The organism is Bacteroides ovatus, from assembly GCF_001314995.1.
Lineage (GTDB): Bacteria > Bacteroidota > Bacteroidia > Bacteroidales > Bacteroidaceae > Bacteroides > Bacteroides ovatus.
Map to the genome: position 1 here is coordinate 2973310 of NZ_CP012938.1, position 21589 is coordinate 2994898.

Annotated in this window: 12 protein-coding genes; 2 read left to right on the forward strand and 10 right to left on the reverse strand. The window is 40.6% G+C overall.

The features are described 5' to 3' along the window. Positions 1-6: 6 nt before the first annotated feature. From Bovatus_RS11860 to Bovatus_RS11900, 9 genes are all read right to left on the reverse strand, one after another. Entirely contained in the window at positions 7-3375 is a 3369-nt protein-coding gene (locus Bovatus_RS11860; RefSeq protein ID WP_004298971.1) for a SusC/RagA family TonB-linked outer membrane protein, read from the reverse strand. A 267-nt stretch (positions 3376-3642) separates the two neighbouring features. Next, positions 3643-4656 (reverse strand): FecR family protein, encoded by a 1014-nt coding sequence (locus Bovatus_RS11865; protein ID WP_004298967.1) that lies wholly within the window; start codon positions 4654-4656, stop codon positions 3643-3645. Positions 4657-4727: 71 nt separating this feature from the next. Next, on the reverse strand, positions 4728-5318 hold the full coding sequence (locus Bovatus_RS11870) for an RNA polymerase sigma-70 factor (RefSeq protein WP_004298965.1): 591 nt from the start codon (positions 5316-5318) through the stop codon (positions 4728-4730). Between the two features lie 112 nt (positions 5319-5430). Further along, positions 5431-7962: a family 20 glycosylhydrolase gene (locus tag Bovatus_RS11875; RefSeq protein WP_004298963.1), complete on the reverse strand. Its 2532-nt coding sequence runs from the start codon at positions 7960-7962 to the stop codon at positions 5431-5433. Positions 7963-7969: 7 nt separating this feature from the next. Further along, positions 7970-9043: a cellulase family glycosylhydrolase gene (locus Bovatus_RS11880; RefSeq protein WP_004323725.1), complete on the reverse strand. Its 1074-nt coding sequence runs from the start codon at positions 9041-9043 to the stop codon at positions 7970-7972. A gap of 36 nt (positions 9044-9079) precedes the next feature. Next, the gene (locus tag Bovatus_RS11885) at positions 9080-10558 is read right to left on the reverse strand and encodes a BACON domain-containing protein (protein WP_004323724.1); all 1479 of its coding nucleotides are present in this window, start codon (positions 10556-10558) and stop codon (positions 9080-9082) included. Positions 10559-10604: 46 nt separating this feature from the next. Further along, positions 10605-12020 (reverse strand): DUF5125 domain-containing protein, encoded by a 1416-nt coding sequence (locus Bovatus_RS11890; protein ID WP_004298958.1) that lies wholly within the window; start codon positions 12018-12020, stop codon positions 10605-10607. Next, positions 12020-13663: a RagB/SusD family nutrient uptake outer membrane protein gene (locus tag Bovatus_RS11895; RefSeq protein ID WP_004323723.1), complete on the reverse strand. Its 1644-nt coding sequence runs from the start codon at positions 13661-13663 to the stop codon at positions 12020-12022. The genes Bovatus_RS11890 and Bovatus_RS11895 overlap by 1 nt, the downstream gene beginning before the upstream one ends. Before the next feature lie 32 nt (positions 13664-13695). Beyond that, complete coding sequence (locus tag Bovatus_RS11900; RefSeq protein ID WP_004298953.1) at positions 13696-17112, reverse strand: SusC/RagA family TonB-linked outer membrane protein; 3417 nt, start codon at positions 17110-17112, stop codon at positions 13696-13698. Between the two features lie 329 nt (positions 17113-17441). On the opposite strand from Bovatus_RS11900, the gene Bovatus_RS11905 reads away from it, so the two are divergent. Both Bovatus_RS11905 and Bovatus_RS11910 read left to right on the forward strand, forming a co-directional pair. Further along, complete coding sequence (locus Bovatus_RS11905) at positions 17442-18029, forward strand: RNA polymerase sigma-70 factor (RefSeq protein WP_004298951.1); 588 nt, start codon at positions 17442-17444, stop codon at positions 18027-18029. A gap of 54 nt (positions 18030-18083) precedes the next feature. Further along, positions 18084-19130 (forward strand): FecR family protein, encoded by a 1047-nt coding sequence (locus Bovatus_RS11910; protein ID WP_004323722.1) that lies wholly within the window; start codon positions 18084-18086, stop codon positions 19128-19130. Between the two features lie 257 nt (positions 19131-19387). Here the strand turns inward: Bovatus_RS11910 and Bovatus_RS11915 are convergent, their stop codons facing one another. Then, a complete protein-coding gene (locus Bovatus_RS11915; protein WP_004298947.1) occupies positions 19388-21586 on the reverse strand; it encodes a GH92 family glycosyl hydrolase in 2199 nt (732 codons plus the stop codon). Positions 21587-21589 lie beyond the last annotated feature (3 nt).

Here is a 21589-nt window from a genome sequence, read left to right on the forward strand (position 1 = left end):
TATCAATTAGAATGAAATTTTCGCACCAAAAGAATAAACTCTCAATTGAGGATATTGTCCGTGACCAAGATTACCAGCGGCTGTTGTAATTTCCGGATCGTCGCCTTCGAACTTGGTCAATGTGAATGGATTCTGGAAATCGACAAAGAGACGAATAGTCTGCACATTTCCCTTCAGGAAAGCTAGTTTCCTTGTATCCCAGTTATATCCCAGCGTTATGTTTCTAACTCTCAAAAACGAGGCTTTTTCCCAAAATGTATTGATAGGAGCGTTTTCGGGCAGTGCTACGGATTTACTGGAAGCAATTCCCGGGACTGTGCCATTCGGATTGGTCTGTGAGTTCCAAATAGCATAGGCGTAATCTGTAGGATTGCTGGCCAATGTACCGCTTGCTAAATTGGCAGCGGAACAATTACTGGCGTGGGTTGAATTAAATTTCTTCACGCCCAACTGTCCATACATATAGATGTCCAAATCGAAATTCTTATAAGTAAAAGTATTGCCAAAACCATAATAGACTTTAGGCAACGTATTGTCCATATAAATATCATCGATATCTATTTTGCCATCTCCATTGCGGTCATCAATAATAGGATATCCGGGCAGTTGTGCTTCACGAGGCAATGAGCGTTGAGAATCGGGCATGTTGCTTCTATCCTCATTGATGACACCAACCGTCTTGTAATAGTAGTAAGCACTCATCGGCTCATTCTCCCGTTTCTGGTATTTCTTATAATCGAAATTCGGCATCCGTTCGATCCAATATGCATTATAATGAGACAATGCCAGTGAAGAGGTCCATTTAAAATTCGGTGTCTGGATATTCAAGGTGTTTAAGGATAATTCCACACCTGTCCGTTTATAATGTCCGCCATTTATAGGGCGATAACCGTACATATTCAATAAAGAGGTAGGAGCTGTGCCCAACAGGTTAGTCACATCATTCCGAAAGAAATCAAGGCTTCCCCATATTTTATCTTTCAAGATTGAAAAATCCAATCCTATGTTTTTCATCGCTGTCTTTTGCCAGGTCACATCCGAGTAGTTGGCACTTTGCAATGCATAAGGTACATAAGTAACACCACTATTGGAGAACTTAACGTCTTCACGGGAGATACCGATAATACCATATAAGGATGTTCCAAGATTGTCGCTACCCGTCACACCATAACTGGCACGAACTTTTAATAGATTCAACCAGGAAAGGTGTTGCATAAACGATTCATTAGACATTTTCCAGGCTACCGAGGCAGAAGGGAAAAGCGAATATTTTTTATCCGGGAAGAACTTATCTGTTCCATCCCGCCGTAAAGTGCCCGTTAATACATAACGGTCCAACACATCAAAAGAGGCACGAAGGAATTGAGAACGTTTCTCATTTTCATATTTATATGAAGTAGGAGAGAAAGGCCCATCCGCAGCAGCCAGATTGCTATCATTAATCATATCATTTGCATTTTGGTAAGAGACGGTCATCCCGGTTCCCTTGTCTAAATAGCGTCCCATACCTGCCACAGCATTTACGTCTATCATATTCCAGAACTTATGGCGGAAAGAAAGAGTGCCTTCCATTGTTTCATACTGCCGTTCATTATATCCAAGACTCCCTCTTGATTTACGAACAAGTCCCCAATAAACGTCTTTAGGAATATAGGCAGAGCGTTTACCATTTTCTTTATTCACGCCATATAACAACTTAGCCGACAACATATCTTTGATAATATCAATGTCAAGAGCAAAGTTCACATAGTAGCTACTTTGTTTAGATCCATCACGGATTTGCAATGCAGCCAGTGGGTTCGGTTCCCTGCCGAATATGGTATATTCTCCCATATTATCATATATAGCGAGATAAGGAGCATAATTCATCGCTGTATAAAGAGATCCCGCTGCCGAGTTTCCTTGATTACCGGTATCTCCTCCTACTGTAGAATTACTGTATTTATTATGATTCAAATTCGCTATGGTCGTTAACTTCAAGAAGCTGAACAACTGTGCGGAAATATTAGTCCGCAAAGAGTATCGCTGCATCCCGGCATTACGAACCACTCCATCTTCGTCGTAATAGTTTAATCCTAAATAATAACGGAGTGTTTTTGAACCGCCACTAATAGTCAAGTTCTGATTATTGACTTGTCCTGTCTTCAACACATAACTCAACCAGTCGGTTGTAGTTGCATTCGCTATTTGCTCGGATGTGAATACCGGAGTCCATTTACCGTCATATCCCACATTTCCATAAGGATATTGCTCATTAATAAACAGATAGTTTTCTTTTCCGAATAAATTGACCATATTCATGTATTCTTGTGAATTCAAGCGATTCATGCCGTAAGAATAACGCTTCTGAACAGAATAGCTCCCTTCATAAGTAATGCGTGGCTTTCCTTCTACACCTTTTTTGGTTGTAATCAGGATAACACCATCAGCCGCACCAATACCATAAATAGCTGCAGAAGCATCTTTCAGTACTTCAATAGATTCTATATCGCTAGGATTCAGACCTGCCAAAGCTGCACGCTTAACGCCATCCGGCAATCCGGTTTCACCACTCCCGACTTCTAAAGAAGAATTTGGCATCACTACTCCATCCACAACATAAATAGGATTTCCACCACCACGAATAGAAATATTAATTTCACCTCCGGGTTGAGTGCTATTTACCGTAGCCTGTAATCCTGCCGCACGTCCCAATAACATACTGGCTACACTGCTATTGGCAGCTTTCGATATTTTTTCAGTCTTTACGGTTGCAATAGCTGTGGTTAGGTTTTTGCGGGAGGTGGTACCGTATCCAACTACTACCACTTCATCCAGCACCTGCTGATCTTCGATTAAGGTAATCGCTAAAGTTGTCCGGTCGCCTACTTTCACTTCTTGTGGCTGATAACCGATATAGGAAACTTCCAATATTGCTCCCGGTGATACTTCCAAAGTAAAATTCGCATCCAAATCGGTCGCAGTTCCATTCACATCTCCCTTTTCCTTTACAGTAGCACCGATAATAGGCTCACCATTCAGATCATTCACCACACCTGTGATTTTCCGCTTCTTATCGCCTTTCACAACTTTCGGACGGGGTTGTCCTTTTTGAACAATAATGTTCTTTCCTTTCACTTCATAAACAACGTTTTGTCCGTACAAAATCTGATCGATAGCCTCATTCAACTGCTCTGCCTTTACACTGACAATTTTCTTTGTATCCAGATCTCCCACTTTATATACGAAGGAATATCCGCTTTTATTCTTCAGTTGCGTCATTGCTTCTTTCACTGAAACATTATTCATTTTCAATGAAACGGCCTGGGCTAGCATTGCTATGTTAAGGCAAAAGAGAGCCACGACCATTAATATGGCCTTCTTCCTGTAATTCATAAAATAAACAAATTATTTAATTAAAACTTGAATAACTCGTTTTAAAAGAGATGTATTTTGCTAACTTTGCAATATCTCTTTTGAAAACATGTTCACTCTTGAGGGTTGTTGAAAGAAGAGATCAGGAGCCGGAAGATGTTCGAGATCTTCCGGTTTTATTTTTTCTCTCCTTAATAAACTAAAGGCTATTCTGTATTATATTCCTCCTTCATATTCTTCAATTTCTAAGGTTAAACAATCATAGTATTATAAATCTCTGGTAACCGGTTAATAGATAGTTATATTGCGTTCTTCAATCTTATATTGTATTTTCTCCGTAGATGCCAATGCTTCCAGTACTTCCTGAATACTTTGTTCACGGCGAACAAAATTACCGTAGAACCGGAAGGTATTTAAAGAATCATTGGCTATGCGGATAGTTACATTGTAGCTACGTTCCAATTCTTTCACGATGTCCGGCAAAAGTTCTTCATCAAAAAACAAATAGCCGCCTGTCCATTGTGAGGCATTGGAGGCTGTGACTGTTTCTACTGTCATCAGTCCGTTCGTTTTGTTTAATATCGCTCTTTCGTCAGGGGCAAGAACTGCTTCTTTCTCTTTTTTCAGTAAATTATTCAGTTCTACTTTTCCTTCCAATAAAGATACTACGACTTCATGATCTTCCGGATAATCACGGAAATTAAATTTAGTTCCCAGTACTTGCAATTGCAAATCTTTAGTCTTTACAAAGAAAGGAAGCTTTTCATTTCTCCGGACTTCAAAATATCCCTCACCTTCCAGTTCGATCATACGGTTATCTACCCCGAAACCTTGTGAATAAGTCATTCGTGAACCGGCATTCAGCCATACCAATGTACCGTCTGGCAAATAGAGTTTCGTCCTCGACCCTAAAGGAGCTTCTACGGAGATATCGGCAAATGTGTCTTTTACATCCACACCTCCCTGCCAATAAGAGAAACAGCCGACTGCAAGTATGACTGTGACAATCGCTGCATAACGCCACAAAGCCGACAGACGGAATCCCCGACGGGAAGTTTTCTCCACTTCTTTCTGACTTTCGATACGATTCTTAAATGTATGGAAGGCCTTATCTTTATTGTATTTCAACGCAGCTTCACGGCTCACGGCAGAAAACCAGACTTCCCGCTGCTGAATAAAGTAATTTTCATTTTCAGTTGATGCAGCGATCCATGCTTTCAGCTCGGCTAAAGCACTTTTGTCCAAACCTTCTGTGAGATAGGTGACGATCAATTCATCCATATGTTTCTTTTCTTCTTCCATATTTCTGCGTTCTATAAAGGAGACAGTAGATTTTTAATTGAGGGTAGTCAGAAAATGACTTTTTTTCGTTTTTATCCGAAAAAAAATAAAAGCAGAGTAATCAGGTATTTACTTAGATTCGTTTGTAAAGATGCTAATGCATTCTTTATATGATATTTAACCGTATTGACAGAGATGCCTAACTCTTGAGAAATTTCTTCGTATGATTTTCCTTCAAAACGACTTTTATCGAATACGCGACGACATTCGTTCGGCAATTTATCTATGGCTTTATATATTTCTTCTTCCAGTTCGCGCTCCAACAATGTACCTAACGGATGCGAATCGGACACCATGATTTTATCATCTGTTATCTCATCGGGCATAAGACATGAGAATGAGATCTCCCGCTTTTCCCATTCTGAATTAAGATAGTTGATACAACGATTACGGACAGCTCTCAACAAATAGCTACGGATAGAAACGGAAATCTCCAGTGTTTCACGAATCTCCCATAAATGAAAAATGGTATCTCCGACAATGGTTTCCGCCAGAAACTGGTCTTTTACATAGCCATTGGCAATATGGCACAGTAGGGCATAGTGACGGTCATAGATGTATTGATAGGCGTCTTCGTTGCCTATCTTCAACTGCTCTACTATTAAAGTTTCAGTGTGCTCCATGAATGTATTAGTCGAGTTAATGGCACAAATTTAGAGAAATATTCGAATTAAAAGCAAAATTAATAAGAAAACCCTCCAAAGAGTTTCTTCTCCGGAGGGTTTAACATATCATTTAATATGATTCGTTTATCAATACAGTAGTTACACTTTCCTTTCCTAAATAAAATGCCTTTGCTTTTATCAGTGGAGCATTGCATGCTATCGGAGTTTGCCATTCTACAGAACTTTCCGTAGGTTCACTACCATCGGTTGTGTACCGGATTACCGCATTGGGAATGGCAGTATTAGCCAGTAATAATCCATCCCTTATCATAATACCGGGAGGAGACACACGGAAATTTATTCCTCGCTTTGCCAAACGTGGCAATTCATAATCTACAATACCAGCATTATACTTACGCTTAGCATCCATATATATTTTGCCATCCGGCGATAATGCCCACGATGGTTGAGCATTCCAAGCACGTTCTGCCAATCCGAAGACTTTTGGGAAGAGATAATATTCTATCTGTTCAAGACTGCGGATTGTCTCTGACCAGATTTGCCCGGACAGACCTTTGATATTCTGATAGCCTTCCTTCGTTAAGGGCTGTTTACCGTTTGAGGCTGTTTTCACATCAACAGATTCACCTTTCAAATTCCGCCGCAAAGACTTATAAATATCAAAAGGCAACATATCAAACGTCACATATTCATCTACATAACCGCCCCAACGTAATCCCGGTTCTTCCACATGATAGCAATATGCCATATCAAGATAAAAGTTACCCACATTACAAAGTATAATCGGATAGCCCGCATTGGCTAACTTATACGGGACTTCATCTCCACCCTGTTCCGGAATGGTATTCCAGCAATAATTTAGCACCTTACTGTTTCTGAAATGTTCGTTCACGGTATTATCCGGATTCATAACTATGTCTTGCCATCCGACTGCCTGTATGCTACGTTTGTCCAACATTTCCAATATTTGTTCCAGAAAATAATCTTTCAAATCCCGTATATTGGTCAGTTCGTTCTCTTGCATAAAAGTACGGCAGATAGAAGAACCTTCCCAAATACCTTCCGGTACTTCATCTCCCCCCACATGGAAAGCTGTCAGTTCTACTCCTGCATCCTGATACATCCGTACAATTTCATCAATCACTTTTTCAAGAAAATGATAAGTGGAAGGCATGGCAACATTGATAACATTATCAGTGAAATTTTGTGCCGACAGATATTGGGAAGTATCCGCAAAATCAATCAAAAGATATTCTTCCGCTTTCGGCCGATCCGTATCTATGTATTTTTGATAACGGGCATTCATGGCTTTAATCGCTGCTCGGGAATGTCCGGGAATGTCTATTTCAGGAATAATTCTGATATGTCTTTCTTTCGCATATTTCAGAATATCCATGAAGTCACTTCGTGAATAATATCCATTGGCCAATGAAGTAGTATCTGTCTCATTCCATCCCCAAGCATACGCAGGATAAAGACATGTCTGTTCATCTGTAGTATGTCCTCTACGAGAAGCGATTTCTGTCAATTCCTCCAATCCGGGTATTTCCACACGCCAAGCCTCATCGTCACTCAAATGCAAATGTAGTACATTCATCTTATAGAATGACAATATATCGATCAATTTCAGCAGATCCGCTTTCTTTGTAAAGTTACGGGCTACATCCAACATAATTCCCCGATGCTCCATGTCCGGATAATCGGTAATATGAAGATTAGGAAGCGGAGCAGAAGTTAGTTCCATGTTATCTAATAAGGCAAGCAATGTTTGACAAGCATTAAATATGCCATGTGCATCATTAGCTTTCAGAGTCAACCGGTTATTCTTTATCACGATTTCGTAATACTCATCAGGATATTGACTGGGAACAGGAACCTCCATTTTCTTCAATTCAATGATTGTTTGTTCATCCTCATCAGAAACGCTGCATCTTAATAATGAAGTCAATTGACTTTTCAATAAAAGAGCTTCCTCTTTAAATGTATCATCAAACTTCAAACAAACCTTTTGAGAGAAAGAAGAAACACCGCCCGTCTTTTCCACTTTTTTAGGAGCAGGAAAAAGAGAAAGCATATCACAATCTACCGGTTTACTGAAATCATCATTCTGCTTATAGAAATAATTTCCACCTGCATAGGGAAAACTATTCTTCGAACGAACCCATTGAGCATTGGGCGTAAACAGTCCGATCTCAATCGGAATATTTTGCGGCTGCAACATTTTCCCATTTTCATCGGTAGCTACAATATAAGCCCCTTCAGGAACCGAAGATACATTAATCACATTTCCTTCGCTCAATATGGTAAAAGTGATTGTTTCACCCGGTGCCAATGCCTGATAGTGTTCAGTAGGATACATCTTATAATAAGTCGAACCAATACATTCTATTTCCAACGGGGCATTAATAGGTTGCTGATAATAAATTGGTGTCTGATTAAAATAGATCACCCAATTATCAGCCAAGGATTTATTCCCGTTATTCGTTAAACAGAATGTATTCTTAAAATATCTGGCTTCCACACTATCTTTTTCCAGTTTCCATGTTAAAGAGAGCTGTGAGGAAAGGGGCTGTTTACCAGCCCCACAACCAAACAAGCATATCCCCAACATCATTATCCATATATTCCTCATAGTTATCATAAGGGAATTATTTAGTTAATGAACGAATACATTCCACTTCTTCTGTTGAATAAGGTGTCCCATCGCTACGGAAAATATCATGAAACCACAAGGAAGGTTCAGTTACATCAGGCAACGGAGTATCCCATGCAAAGATCGTATTTGTTTTTCCGGCTACAAGTCCCCAGTTTATTGCACCGATATTTTCTTTCTTTAGCATTGGCATAATATCTTGGAAAGTACTATTTTGAGTACGTGCCATATATTCCGTGCAAATCATCGGACGGCCATATTGCTTCAATGTGTCAATGAGCCGTTGATGCGAATCCAGACCTTCATACGTATGATAGGTTATCACATCCGAGTTTTCCAACTGAAACTTATTCAGATTAGTCAAACTCATATCCCAGACTCCGGCCGACAAGGGTTGCGACGGGTTAACTGTTCGTCCCCACGTAAATATATTCTGCAATAACGGCAGACTTCTTTCACCGTATCTATATCCGCCCGAACCACCGGGCTCATTATATAAATCCCACAACACAATTCTCTTATCATCCTTAAAAGTGGTAAGAATGTCTTTCACATAATTCTCCAAGACCGGAAGTATCACTGCCGGATCACCTTTATAATACAAATCTCCCGGATCACGCGCCCATCCCGAATTGTGTACTCCCGGCTGTGGTTCCGGCTGTTTACCAGCCTGATATACAGGATTCCAGCAATCATCCAGGAAGACGAAGATGGTAGAGATATGATGCTTGTCGGCAATAGTAAGGTATTCATTAATACGTTTCTTAAAACCTTCCTTATCCGTTTTCCAAACTAGATGGTGCAAATATACACGCATACAGTTCATTCCGATATCTTCTGCCCAGCCTAGTTCACGGTCAATAGTCACCGGATCAAAAGTATCAGCCTGCCACATCTCCAATTGGTTGATTGCCGTGCTCGGAATAAAATCACACCCACGAAGCCATCCCCATTGCTGATACCATTCATTAGCCTGCTCTTTCGTCCAGACTTCACGAACAGAGACTGTTTTCTGACTGCAGGCAATTAACATAATGCTAATAAAAAATGAGAGTAATATCTTTTTCATAATCGAATTTTACTTTATCTAATTAGAAACCTTTATTCATTTTCTCCATGTAAATATAACCATATCCCCCGGTTCAACCGCTATCGTAGAACCATCCGGACTTACAGTTGAGCCATCCTTCAGCACTCTGCTAACAGAACCATCCACATCAATTGCCAGATTCATCACATTACGAAAGTCTTTATTTACAACTACAAGATATTGGTTACTACCTTTCTCCAAGAAAGAGACAACAGCACCGGTATCACTCGTAGTCAATGATTTTATAGGAGTCGGCAGACTTCCCAAAGCTGTCGTTCCTTCCGGTATTTCACTTCCGGTATGAGATACTGAAATTACTTGTGCTCCCAAGAATATACCCGCAAGTTGTTGTACTTCCTGATTAACAGTCTTGACCAAATTATAAACTTCGGTCGGTTCGTCATGTTGAAGTCCGCGATAGGTAAAATACTGGATTGCCTGCGCACCATAAGCCAAATCACTGAAGACTTGTAATCTCAACTCGGGCAATGTCGGTATCTTATAAAAATGAGTTTCATCAAGCTTGTGGGAAAGTGCAAGTGCAAATGCCCAGAACGGCTTATTATTCTCTTTAGCAGCAGCCGATATTTCTTCCAGATTCCGATACCAGTCCGGACGGACAATGCTGGGAGCACCATTTATAGATACAATAGGATAATTGTCAAACGAAATAAATGGAACAGGAACTTGTTCTATAAACGACTTTATATTTTCAGAATAAAGTTCTTTCCCCCATGCCCAATTGGGGTATAAATTTATATAACAAGGATGATGGCTGTCGATGGTTTTAATCTTCTTCACCAATTCGCCCAAGCCCGGCAAATCATTCACTTCCGGTTCATCCTTCAAATGGTAGGCATACAAAGCCGGATGATTCATCATCGCTTTTACGACCTCTTCGGCAGTACCAACAGACAAGAGGTCCTTACAAGAAGTTATCATTTTCACTCCGGTCTTCTGTGCGGCGTCAAGCACCTTCAATGTTGTTTCCAAATCATCATACCATCCCAGATAAATATTAATGCCGGATGCTTTCATCACCGGGAATTTCTCCAGCGACTTATCTGCTTCCACTCCGGTCCATGCTATAATCGGAAACTCTCCATCAGTTGTAGGAATATAAGAATTACCCTGCATGATCTCAATTTCCTGTGTCTTCACTCCGTTAGGCACCACACGGAATACAGCTGTACGTCCGGTTCCTGTATTTGCATTTGCAGTAATTGTCACAGTTCCGTTTCCACTCCCTTTGGCCGGTGAGATGGTAACCCAAGACTGATCCGTCTCGTTTACAAATTTCCATTCCGTATTAGACTTTATCGAATAAACCTCCGTAAAACCGTCATTACCGATCTGTAACTTCTCCAAATTTCCGGAAATAGAAAAAGAGGCTTTCTCCGGGTCCATCGAACAGGACATCAATACCATTGGCAACATTGAAAAAAAGAATGCGACCAGTAATTTCTTACTATATGTTTTCATTGATATATACATAATTCTATTAAATATTAAATTAAAGACTATTAATCTTGACCCCCTCTTAATTATAAGGAGTCAATCGTATCACTTCTTTGGCTTTATCAATATGTATCGTATAAAGTCCGGCTTTAAAATCAGGACCGGGAATCAGATCGCCAGGGGCACTTCTCGTAATCAGGTTAGCAGGTTCAACCGTATACAGATTCTTCGTGTCCTCCTCTTGTGCCCAACCATATCCTCTAAAGAACTTAAATCCCATAGTCTGGTCGATATACACAACTGCTTCAAAAGCACTTGCACCTACCTTCTTAAAGAAGAACCATTGGTGAGGATATGCGAAATCCCAAGCAAGTGTAGCCACATAAGGTTCACGCGGGAATCCAACTCCAGTACCAACAATATACATCACTTCCGGATAAAAGACATCCCGCGGCCGCTCCATATACATAAAACCGTTTGATGTATTATATTTCAAATTATAAAGTACCGACGGACCATCGAATTTTGCTTTGCTTCCTGAAACATCTTTAAAGAATTCCGGCCGGAGCATGTTAGTGACATCACTACCAAAACCTATAAAATTAATCTTGGCACTTTCCACCAGCTGAACATCCAACTGGACATATCCTCCTCCCACATCAAAGAAGCGGGACTTATCAATATCAATGCTGTATGTCAAAGTCTTATCAGTCAGAAAACTCAACATATCAAAAGTGATATTCTCCAATGTATAACTCCCTACCTTAGGAGTCGGAATCGATGTAGCTGCATCATCAGTCACAATCGCGATCTTATCGTCTGAATATCCCCATACCAAACCGGAATAATCAGGTTTATTGTTTATTATCTTTTCGGCAACTTTAAAATGGTCGCCAATCCCTGCCAAATCCGCCGCACTCGTCCGGAAACTATAATCCGTTTCATTCTGACTCTCCTTGTCCATTTCATACACATTTCCCAAATCATCAACAAGGTATAATTTGGAAGGTGTTTCCGGACGGGTTACCGCCACACTTGCGGCCTCATCCAAAGTCAGGGTCGATTCATTGCCACCTAAATCGTTTACAGCCTTTATAGTTACCACAGGACGTCCATTCTGGAAACCGGCAACAAAAGGTAAAGTAGCTTCCTCTTCAATAACCGTAGAACGCCCACTCAATCCTTTAGACAAATTCAAGATTTCGGCCCCATCCATTGTCACTAATAATTGGAATGAAACCAAATCATTATATTCATCACTGATCTGTGCGGTGAACTTCACTTTATCACCAGCCGCCACAACCGTTTCACCATTCACGCCCCGCAATACGGCATTTTCTATTTTAGGTTTTGAAGGTGTAGGCCACTCCGGCCATTCACTTGGCTTACTAACATCATCTTTTGCACACGAAAGGAGCAATAACGACGACATGAATAATACATATATCTTTTTCATTTTTCTAAAGATCTCTAGTTTAACAATAATGAATGATGACATTAATTGCGAGCTGCCGCAAGATCCGCTTTCCATCCCTCACGTTCAAATGTCTGTACCAACACTTTTCCATAAGATTCCGAAGCTTGTTGAACCGCGTAATTAGGAATAGGCACATATTGATGTGTAGGAGCCACTCCTTTGATCTTCGCTGTACGTTGCGCATACTGATTAAAACGGATGAGATCTATTTTACGCATCCCTTCATACAACATTTCATGTCCTCTTTCCGTAAGTAAAGCATCTAGGAAGGCTTCAACATTCGCTGTTGCCGATGACGGAAGATCTCCCAGTCCGGCACGCTTACGCACCTCATTGACCGCAGCAATAGCATCAGCGGACGGAGCTGCATTGTTTTTACGTACTTCGGCTTCCGCATACATGAGCAATACATCTGCCCAACGGGCTAACGGTATATCAGTCCCCTGAAAAGCCGTGGCCGTTTCAACCGGGAATTTATTAATTATAAATCCGTCCCATGTGGTTGTATTCCGGTCAATCCAAGTTCCGGCAGTCGTATAATATTTGGTAAGGATCACTTCACGACGTTTATCCAAAGGATCATACGTATCCCAAAATTTCGGAGACACGTTGAAGGTTTGTCCCCATCCCTGCCCTTGCAAGTAGAAAGGAGTCGGATTTCCCTGATCGTCCACTCTGGCTGCATTATCGGGAGTAGCGAGCATCATCAGCGGGTTAAAGTTACCGGACTTATTCGTACCGTCCGCCGTTTCATCACAGCTGACAGCCATAATCACTTCCGAATTGAAGTTATTGGCATTTTTAAATTGCTCAATATAAGGATTATCCCCTTTCTTGAAAAGACTATACCGCCCCTTCAACTCATTATACATATCAATTGCTTTCTGATAATAACCAGACATATAATAGCCTTCATTCAAGCAATGCCGCATGATGCATACACGTGCATAGTCTTTATTGTAACGTCCCTGTTCTGGCTGTGTATCTGCAATATACTGATAAGCATAATCAAAATCAGCCATAATCCACTCCGTCATTTGCTGTAATGTCGGACGTACCAGATTTTCCAGCTTTGAAGGATTAATCAGATCGTCCGGATCGACAATCAAAGGAACAGGACCATATACATGCAATAAATAATACATCATCAATCCCCGACAAAGACGGGCCTCGGCAATAAACTCCCTTTTACGCTCTTCGGAGACCACTTCGGTAGAAGCCTTCTCCAAAGTTCCAATCACATTGGTGAAGTAGGAAATCTCACTTACTTTCGGAAAATGATTCGGCCTTTCATCACTTAACGTACCACTCGTATAATAGACACACTGACTGAAATCGGCTTTGGAAAGAAAGTAGTATCCGCCTCCCCAACCATTATTCCACACAGCCATTTCATCTGTCGGATAATCAAAGAACTTCAGTACACCTCCGGCAGGGATATACCAACCGTGCTGATTACCACTTGTTCCAGCACCGATCCAATAGGTCCATGTTGTCGTAAAAGGCATATAGCAGGTCATCATAAATGATTCGTATTCGGCTTCAGTCACCGGATAATTAGAAACATTCAACGTGCCATACATCTTCGGATCAAAATTATCCTCACAACTGCACATGATAAATGCAATCATGACAAACACCTTAAATAATTTATTCTTATTCATATTTTCAATCTTTTCTTTCGTTACAGGTTTTCTTAGAAACATATTTTTGCTCCGAAGGAGTATGTTCTCGTCATCGGATACTCCGCTTTGGAGCCGTCACCCCCCGTCTTTATTTCAGGATCGACACCTACAAACTTGGTAAAAGTAAACGGATTCTGACAGTCGATAAAAACTCTGATAGAACTCACATAATCACCCACTCTTCCCAGCTTCTTTCCTGAAAGGTTGTATCCTAAAGTGATATTCCTGATACGTACGAACGAAGCATTCTGATAATCTTCCTCAAAACCTACGTTACCAGGCAAAGCGACAGCCTTTGTTGAAGCGATACCACGACGGTTTCCATTCTGATTGGTTTGAGAATTCCAGATAGTATATACATATTTGTTCGAATTCTTGGGACTCGTGTAATACACATCTCCGACAAGTGCCCAACGATATGCATAGTTATAGCGTGTACGTCCGAATTGTCCATACATAAATACATCCAGATCAAAATCTTTGTATACAAATGTATTTCCAAAGCCTATGTGAATTTTTGGAAGTGTATTCCGCATCTTTACATCATCAATCGTTATTTTATTATCCCCATTTGCATCCTTAATAATCGGATAACCGGGCTGTTGCGCATCTACCGGCAAAGATTTTTGCGATTCGGGCATATTACTTTTATCTATGTTGATAACGCCTTCCGTTTCATAGTAATAATAAGCATTCACCGGTTCGTTCTTACGGATTCGATATTCTTCATAATAATAATTGGGCATCCGTTCTTTCCAAACAGCATTATGATGTGATAAGGTCAATTGTGAGGTCCACTTAAACACACGGGGGATTTCAAAGTTAAGTGAGTTAATAGTCGCATCCCATCCGTAACGTACATAATGTCCATAATTCATCGGGACGGAAGATGTCATACTAAGCGGAGAGGCAGAGTCATATCCCAGCAAGTTGGTTACATCATTGCGGAACATATCAAAACTTCCCCAGATTCTATCTTTTAAAACAGAAAAGTCTACACCTATATTTTTCATGGTAGTCTTTTCCCAAGTAACATTCGGGTAATCAGGACCGCTAAGCAGATAGGGTACATAAGTCACTGAATTGTTGGAAAACTTGATATATTGGGCTGCCAGACTGAAAGTGCCATAAAGCGAACTACCCAGATTATCATTACCTGTCTGTCCATAACTACCACGAATCTTCAACTGGTCAATCCATGATATATGCTTCATAAACGGCTCGTTAGATAATTTCCAGGCCAATGATACTGAAGGGAAATAGGCATATTTCTTTCCCGGGAAAAACTTATCCGTTCCATCGCGGCGAATAGTAGCGGCAACTACATATCTGTCGAGCACATCCACACTTGCCCTGGCAAATTGAGAACGACGTTCATCGGCTGCTCTGAAAGAAGTCGGGTAGAAAGCGCCTTCCGCAGCTTCCACCTTATCAGCAGCAATGTGATCGTTAATCTGTTCGTAGTCAAGTTCAAGACCATTTGAATCGTTCGTATACCTTCCCATACCGACTACGGCATCGACACGTAACAAATCTCCAAACTGCTTTTTGAAAGTCAACGTGCCTTCCATAGTTTGGTTTCTACGTTCAACATATCCCAAATGCCCTCTTGATTTATACATGTCCATAAAATATATATCAGAAGGAACATACAAGTTACGGTTAGCATTTTCCTTATTGATACCATACATCAAGCGGAAAGACAACATATCCTTGATTATATCCACATCGGCAGCAAAATTTAGATAATAACCGCTTGTTTTAGTCCGGTCACTAACTTTTATCATTTCGGCCGGGTTAGGGTAATTTGAATATAAGGTAGGTTTTCCGTCCTCACCTCTGATCGGTAAATAAGAAGGATAGGTTAAAGCCGATTGTATGGCATCATACCCATTTCCACCCCCACCGCCACCGGAAGTTGAGTTTGTATATTCATTCTCATTTACATTGACAATTGCTGTCAACTTAAGAAATGGAAGCAATTGTGAAGATATGTTTGTCCGAAGAGCATAACGTTCCATAGCGGAGTTTTCTACCGTACCTTCCTGTTTGTAGTAATTTCCGGACAGATAATATTTCAGCAGTTTAGAACCGCCCGTAATTGTGATATTATGATTATTGATGCTACCATCCTTTAATACACAATCCAGCCAGTCTGTTGTTTGAGCGGCAGCTATCTGTTGAGGTGAGAATTGAGGTACCCATTTATTATCAAAAGGTTTATCACCATAAGGATACATACCGTTCGTAAATAAATAGTTTTCTTTATTGAAAATGTTGGCAACATTCATGTATTCTTCCCCACTCAAAGGTTCCAGATACGGATAGTTTTTCACGATAGAATAATTTCCTTCATAAGTGATTTGGGGACGAGTTTCAGTACCTTTCTTTGTAGTGATCAATACGACCCCATTGGCTGCACCAATTCCATAAATGGAGGCAGATGCATCCTTTAACACTTCGATAGATTCAATATCGGCAGGATTAAGTCCGGCCAATCCCGAACGATTGATAGAGTTGGGCATAACCTGATTTCCGTTTCCAACCTCTAAAGAAGTGGAAGGCATCATTACTCCATCCACTATAAAGATAGGAGTACCTGCCCCACGAATTGAAAGGTCAACTGCTCCACCCGGTTGCGGGCTTGTCAACGTAGCTTCCAGTCCGGCAGCCCGCCCAAGCAACATCTGTGACATATTACTTGTTGCGGCTCGCGATATTTTTTCCGTTTTTACCGTTGCAATGGAAGTGGTCAGATTCTTACGGGTGGTCGTTCCATACCCTACCACAACGACTTCATCCAATTGTTTTGAATCCTCTTTCATCGTCACATTCAACGTCATCGGTCGGGTAATTTTCTGCGTATATGTAGTGTAACCTATTGAAGTAAATTTCAGTGTCGAGCCTTCCGGAACTTGCAACTGGTAATTGCCATCTATACCGGTAATCGTTCCTTGAGTAGCCCCTTCTATCATCACAGTCACTCCCGGAAGAGCTTCGCCGGATTCATCCACTACTTTGCCTGTCACCTTGACCGGCTGTTTGTTATCCTGTGCCCGAGATGAAACTTTGTTTAATACAATCTGACGTTTTTCAATCGTATAAGATACTCCTTCGCCTTTAAAAAGTCTATCCAGTACCAGAGTCATCAATTCATTTTTCACAGAAATACTTACGATACGGCTTACATCAACAATATCTTTGTTGTATAAGAAACGATATTCTGTCTGATTTTCGATACTAGTCAAGACCTCCTCTACAGTCACATTTTTCAGTCGCAATGTAATTTTGGCGGATTGTGCCAGGATAGGTATACTGATAGCTTGCAAAGCTATACAAAACAACCATATAGCACAGATTCTCCCCATTTTTACATTCGCAGGTACATTAATTCTCTTTTTCATTTTTCTAATTGAAATAAGTTTCATACCTTTACATGTTTGGTTATTGGTTCTACAAATAAGTTGATTAACGAATAACTGAATCTTTGGAAAGGAAGGTGAGTCAGACCTTCCTTTTTTTTTATCAGTTGTCGGAAGCTGAATTCACTGATTATGTCTTTCTCATGGCTTGTATTATTTAAAGGTTAATAAATGTGTTTTTCTCTCGTTTCTATCAATAAGACGTTTCTAAAAATAAAAGCCACATTGGATATCGCATTATTTTTTCATCTGCATTATTTTTTCTTCAAACTATCGTTTATCCCAAATAATCTTTCTATTTTTACCCCCGACAATAGAACCTTTACTACAATACTATGCCGAATATCCAACAACAGACTTCCGACGACCGTTTTCTGGTAATAGCACTAAAACAGGATGATAAACAGGCTTTTACCCGACTATTCCATATTTATTATAAAGATTTGGTATTGTTTGGCGGTACTTACATCCCGGAGAAATCTACCTGTGAAGATATTGTGCAAAATATCTTTCTCAAACTATGGAATGACCGGAAATCATTGGTAATTGAGAACTCACTAAAATCATATTTACTGAAAGCGGTCAGAAATTACTGTCTGGACGAATTACGCCATCGCAGGATTATAGATGAACACATTGCTTACGAACTTAAATCGGATTCTATAGATATAGATACGACAGAAAACTACATACTGTATTCTGATTTATGCCGACAACTTAAAAATGCATTGGAACAATTACCTCCTCAAGAAAGAGAAGTGTTCGAGATGAGCCGATTAGAAAACATTAAATATCAGGAAATAGCCAATCGCCTGAATATCTCTGTCAGAACGGTAGAAGTACGTATCAGCAAAGCATTGAAGCAGCTCCGCATCTTATTAAAAGATTTTTATTTACTACTTTTTTTATTTCTTTTCCACTAATGAATGTGGGATTTTCTTTCTGAAACGTCTATTATATATAAGGTAAAATGCATTATGATAAATAAAGATTCAGACATAGAGATTATAATCTCCAGATATCTCTCGAAAGAGGCTACACCAGAAGAAATAAAGGTACTGGATGATTGGATATCGGCTACTCCCGAAAACTATAGGAGTTTTCTATCACAAAAGAATGTGTGGGAAGTCAGTCACCCGGCTTTTAATCCGGAAGAGATAGATGTGAACAGTGCGCACAGAAAAGTAATGGAGCAGATTCTCCATCCAAACCAGCCGGTTTCCGTTCGTCCTAAGTTGTCCTTCCTACACTATTGGCAGCAAGTGGCAGCTATCTTACTTCTTCCTTTACTGATATTATCTGCTTATCTTTATTTTAAACCCGCTTCTCAAATTGCAGAGACTTATCAGGAGCTATTCACTCCTTATGGCACTTGGTCGGTAGTTAATCTGCCTGACGGTTCTAAGGTTTGGCTAAATGCCGGAAGTTCTTTAAAGTATCCGACTCAATTCAATGATAAGCAAAGAGTTGTTTCAATGCAGGGTGAAGCCTATTTTGAAGTAGAATCCGATAAAGAGCATCCCTTCATCGTAAAAACAAAACAACTAACTGTAGAAGCTACCGGCACTGCATTCAATGTGAACGCATACGCTCCGGATCATGTAGCAGCAGTGACGTTAGTAAAAGGAAAGGTCGCAGTTACTCTTGACCAGAAAAAGACGATTTCCCTTTCACCGGGAGAGAAAATTGACTATAATCTAGCCACTTCTTTATATAACGTCAATAAGACCAACACTTATAAATGGTGCTCATGGAAAGATGGAATACTCATTTTTAGAGATGACCCGCTGGAATATGTATTCAAACGTTTGGGACAGACTTATAACGTGGAATTTATTCTGAAAGACGCCGAATTAGGAAAGTATTCCTATAAAGCGACTTTTGAAGGTGAATCTTTAAATGAGATTTTGCGCTTGCTTGAAATGAGTGCACCTATTCGCTGTAAAGAGGTTAGTAACCGCAACAGCAATAATGAGAAGTTTGAAAAGCAGCGTATAGAGGTGAGTAGGATTGTAGGGAAATAAGTTTGTATTAGTACAAACTTAATCGTATGGCTTCAAATTAATTTCATTTGGTAGTATTAAGTTGTACGACACCCGGGTCTCATGCACACCGACACCCGGGTGTTGAACATGCTGACACCCGGGTGTCAAGCAGCATGAGACCCGGGTGTCGTACAATTTATTCTTGCAGTATCTTTTTTTCTTCTCTACTATAAGTTATGATCCCAACCACTATTAATTAAAGTCATTAGTCCCATAACAGTACAGAAACGAATTTATTACTTCATCTTGTATACCAGCGTTCCTCCTTTTACAATATCCTCATGCGAGATTGTTTTCTTCGTATATGGTTCGCCATTCAATGTAATACTATCTACATATTTATGTTCTTTCGACAAATTCTCCGCAATAATCGTGAAAGTCTTGCCATCGGCCAGATCCAAGGTCATCTTCGGCAACTGTGGAGCACCGAATACATATTCCGCACTTACCGGATCTACCGGATAAAATCCCATCGCACTAAGCATATACCAGGCAGACATCTGTCCGCAATCATCATTTCCGCAAAGTCCGTCGGGTTTGTTTTTGTATTGAGTATCAAATATTTCACGAACCAATTCCTGTGTACGTTCCGGACGACCAGCCAGTGCATACAAATAAGTCACATGATGGCTTGGCTCATTTCCATGAGCATATTGCCCGATTAATCCAGTAACATCTGCTAAACTTTCACCTTCTAGCTTAACCGTAAACAATGAGTCTAATTTATTCAAGAAAGGTTTTTCTCCCCCAAACAACTGGATTAATCCTGGAACATCATGTTGTACATGCCAAGTATATTGCCATGCATTTCCTTCCGTATAATCTCCACCGACACTTTCAGAATGTGCCAACGCACTTGGGTTAAACGGAGCTTTCCAAGTTCCGTCAGCTTTGCGCGGACGCATGAACTTCGTCTCCGGATCGAAAAGATTCTTATAATAGTCAGCACGTTTCGCGAAGTAAGCGGCATCTTCCTCTTTACCCATACGACGTGCCATATCGGCAGCAGCATAATCATCATATACAGATTCTAAAGTGGAAGATACAGATTCTGCTTTTATCAGATCTGTCGGGAAATAACCATATTTCGTATAAACCTCCCAATCAGACTTCAACGGATGAGATACAGTCTGCGTCTTCTTTATTATATTGAAAGCACGTTCAGCGTCAAAGCCACGGAATCCTTTGCGATAAGCCTCGGCAATGACTGATACGCCGTGATTACCAATCATACAGAAATTCTCTTTTCCCCACAATCCCCAAATAGGCAGGAAGCCTTGCACTTCACCCTGTTCGATGAGAGAATTCACAAAACCGTCCACACGTTCGGGAATCACTAATGTATAAAACGGATGAGCGGCACGGTAAGTATCCCACAAAGAGAACGTAGAATAGAAAGCACCCGTTCCAGCCTTTACTATAGAGTCGGCAGCATTACGATACATACCGTCTACGTCCGAAATTTGATTAGGCTGAATCAATGCGTGGTAGAAACAAGTATAGAAATTTGTCTTTTCATCATCGGTACCCTCTATTTCAATACGGCTCAAATAGTTATTCCATTCATTGTGGGCGGCAGTTCTCACTCCTTCAAAATCCCAGGCAGGAATTTCTGCTTCCAGATTCTTTTTAGCCCCGTCTATGCTGGTGGTGGAAAGAGCCACTTTCATCATCAGCTCGTCTCCCGGCTGCATGTCAAAAGAGGCTATGATGCGTTTTCCTTTTTCTGTTTCGCCCATCGGAAGATAAAGTGAATCGACTACCGGACGATTGAATTTCATCACAAAGAAATAATCCTGATTGACCCATACCGTGTTATTGACATGCCCTGTCAGTGTTTGAGCATCTTCCCAGTTCACTTCACAACTATTAACTTGTGAATGATATTGTTCTTCTCTCCATGCAGGACCATGTTGCAAGTCAATCAATATAGAGGCAGAATCAGCCTTGTGATAAGTATAGCGGTGAAGGGCAGCATGGATAGAGGCAGTCAGTTCCGCTTTTACCTGTGGATCAGAGAGCTCTGCGGTGTAATATCCCGGAGTAGCCGCTTCTTTATCTTTAGGGAAATGACTACGATAAGCATCCCACGCACGGGCACGTGTGCCAGTGACCGGCATCACCAAAATATCACCTAAGTCCATACATCCCGTTCCATTCAGATGTGTTTGAGTAAATCCCCAAATCAGAGAATCCTCATAAACATATTCAGAACAGTAGCGCCAACCAACTGCTCCCGTCACAGGACTGGTCTGTATCATACCGAAAGGATAACATGCGCCGGGAAATGTATGCCCGTTGTCTGCGCCACCGATAAAGGTATTAACGTATTGAGTATAATCTTTTGTATCCGTCTTTTCAGCCGGAGTACAAGAAGAATAAAAAAACAAGCCTGCTGCCAGAGTTGCAGCCATAAAAGGGGTTTTTCTTCTCATGGT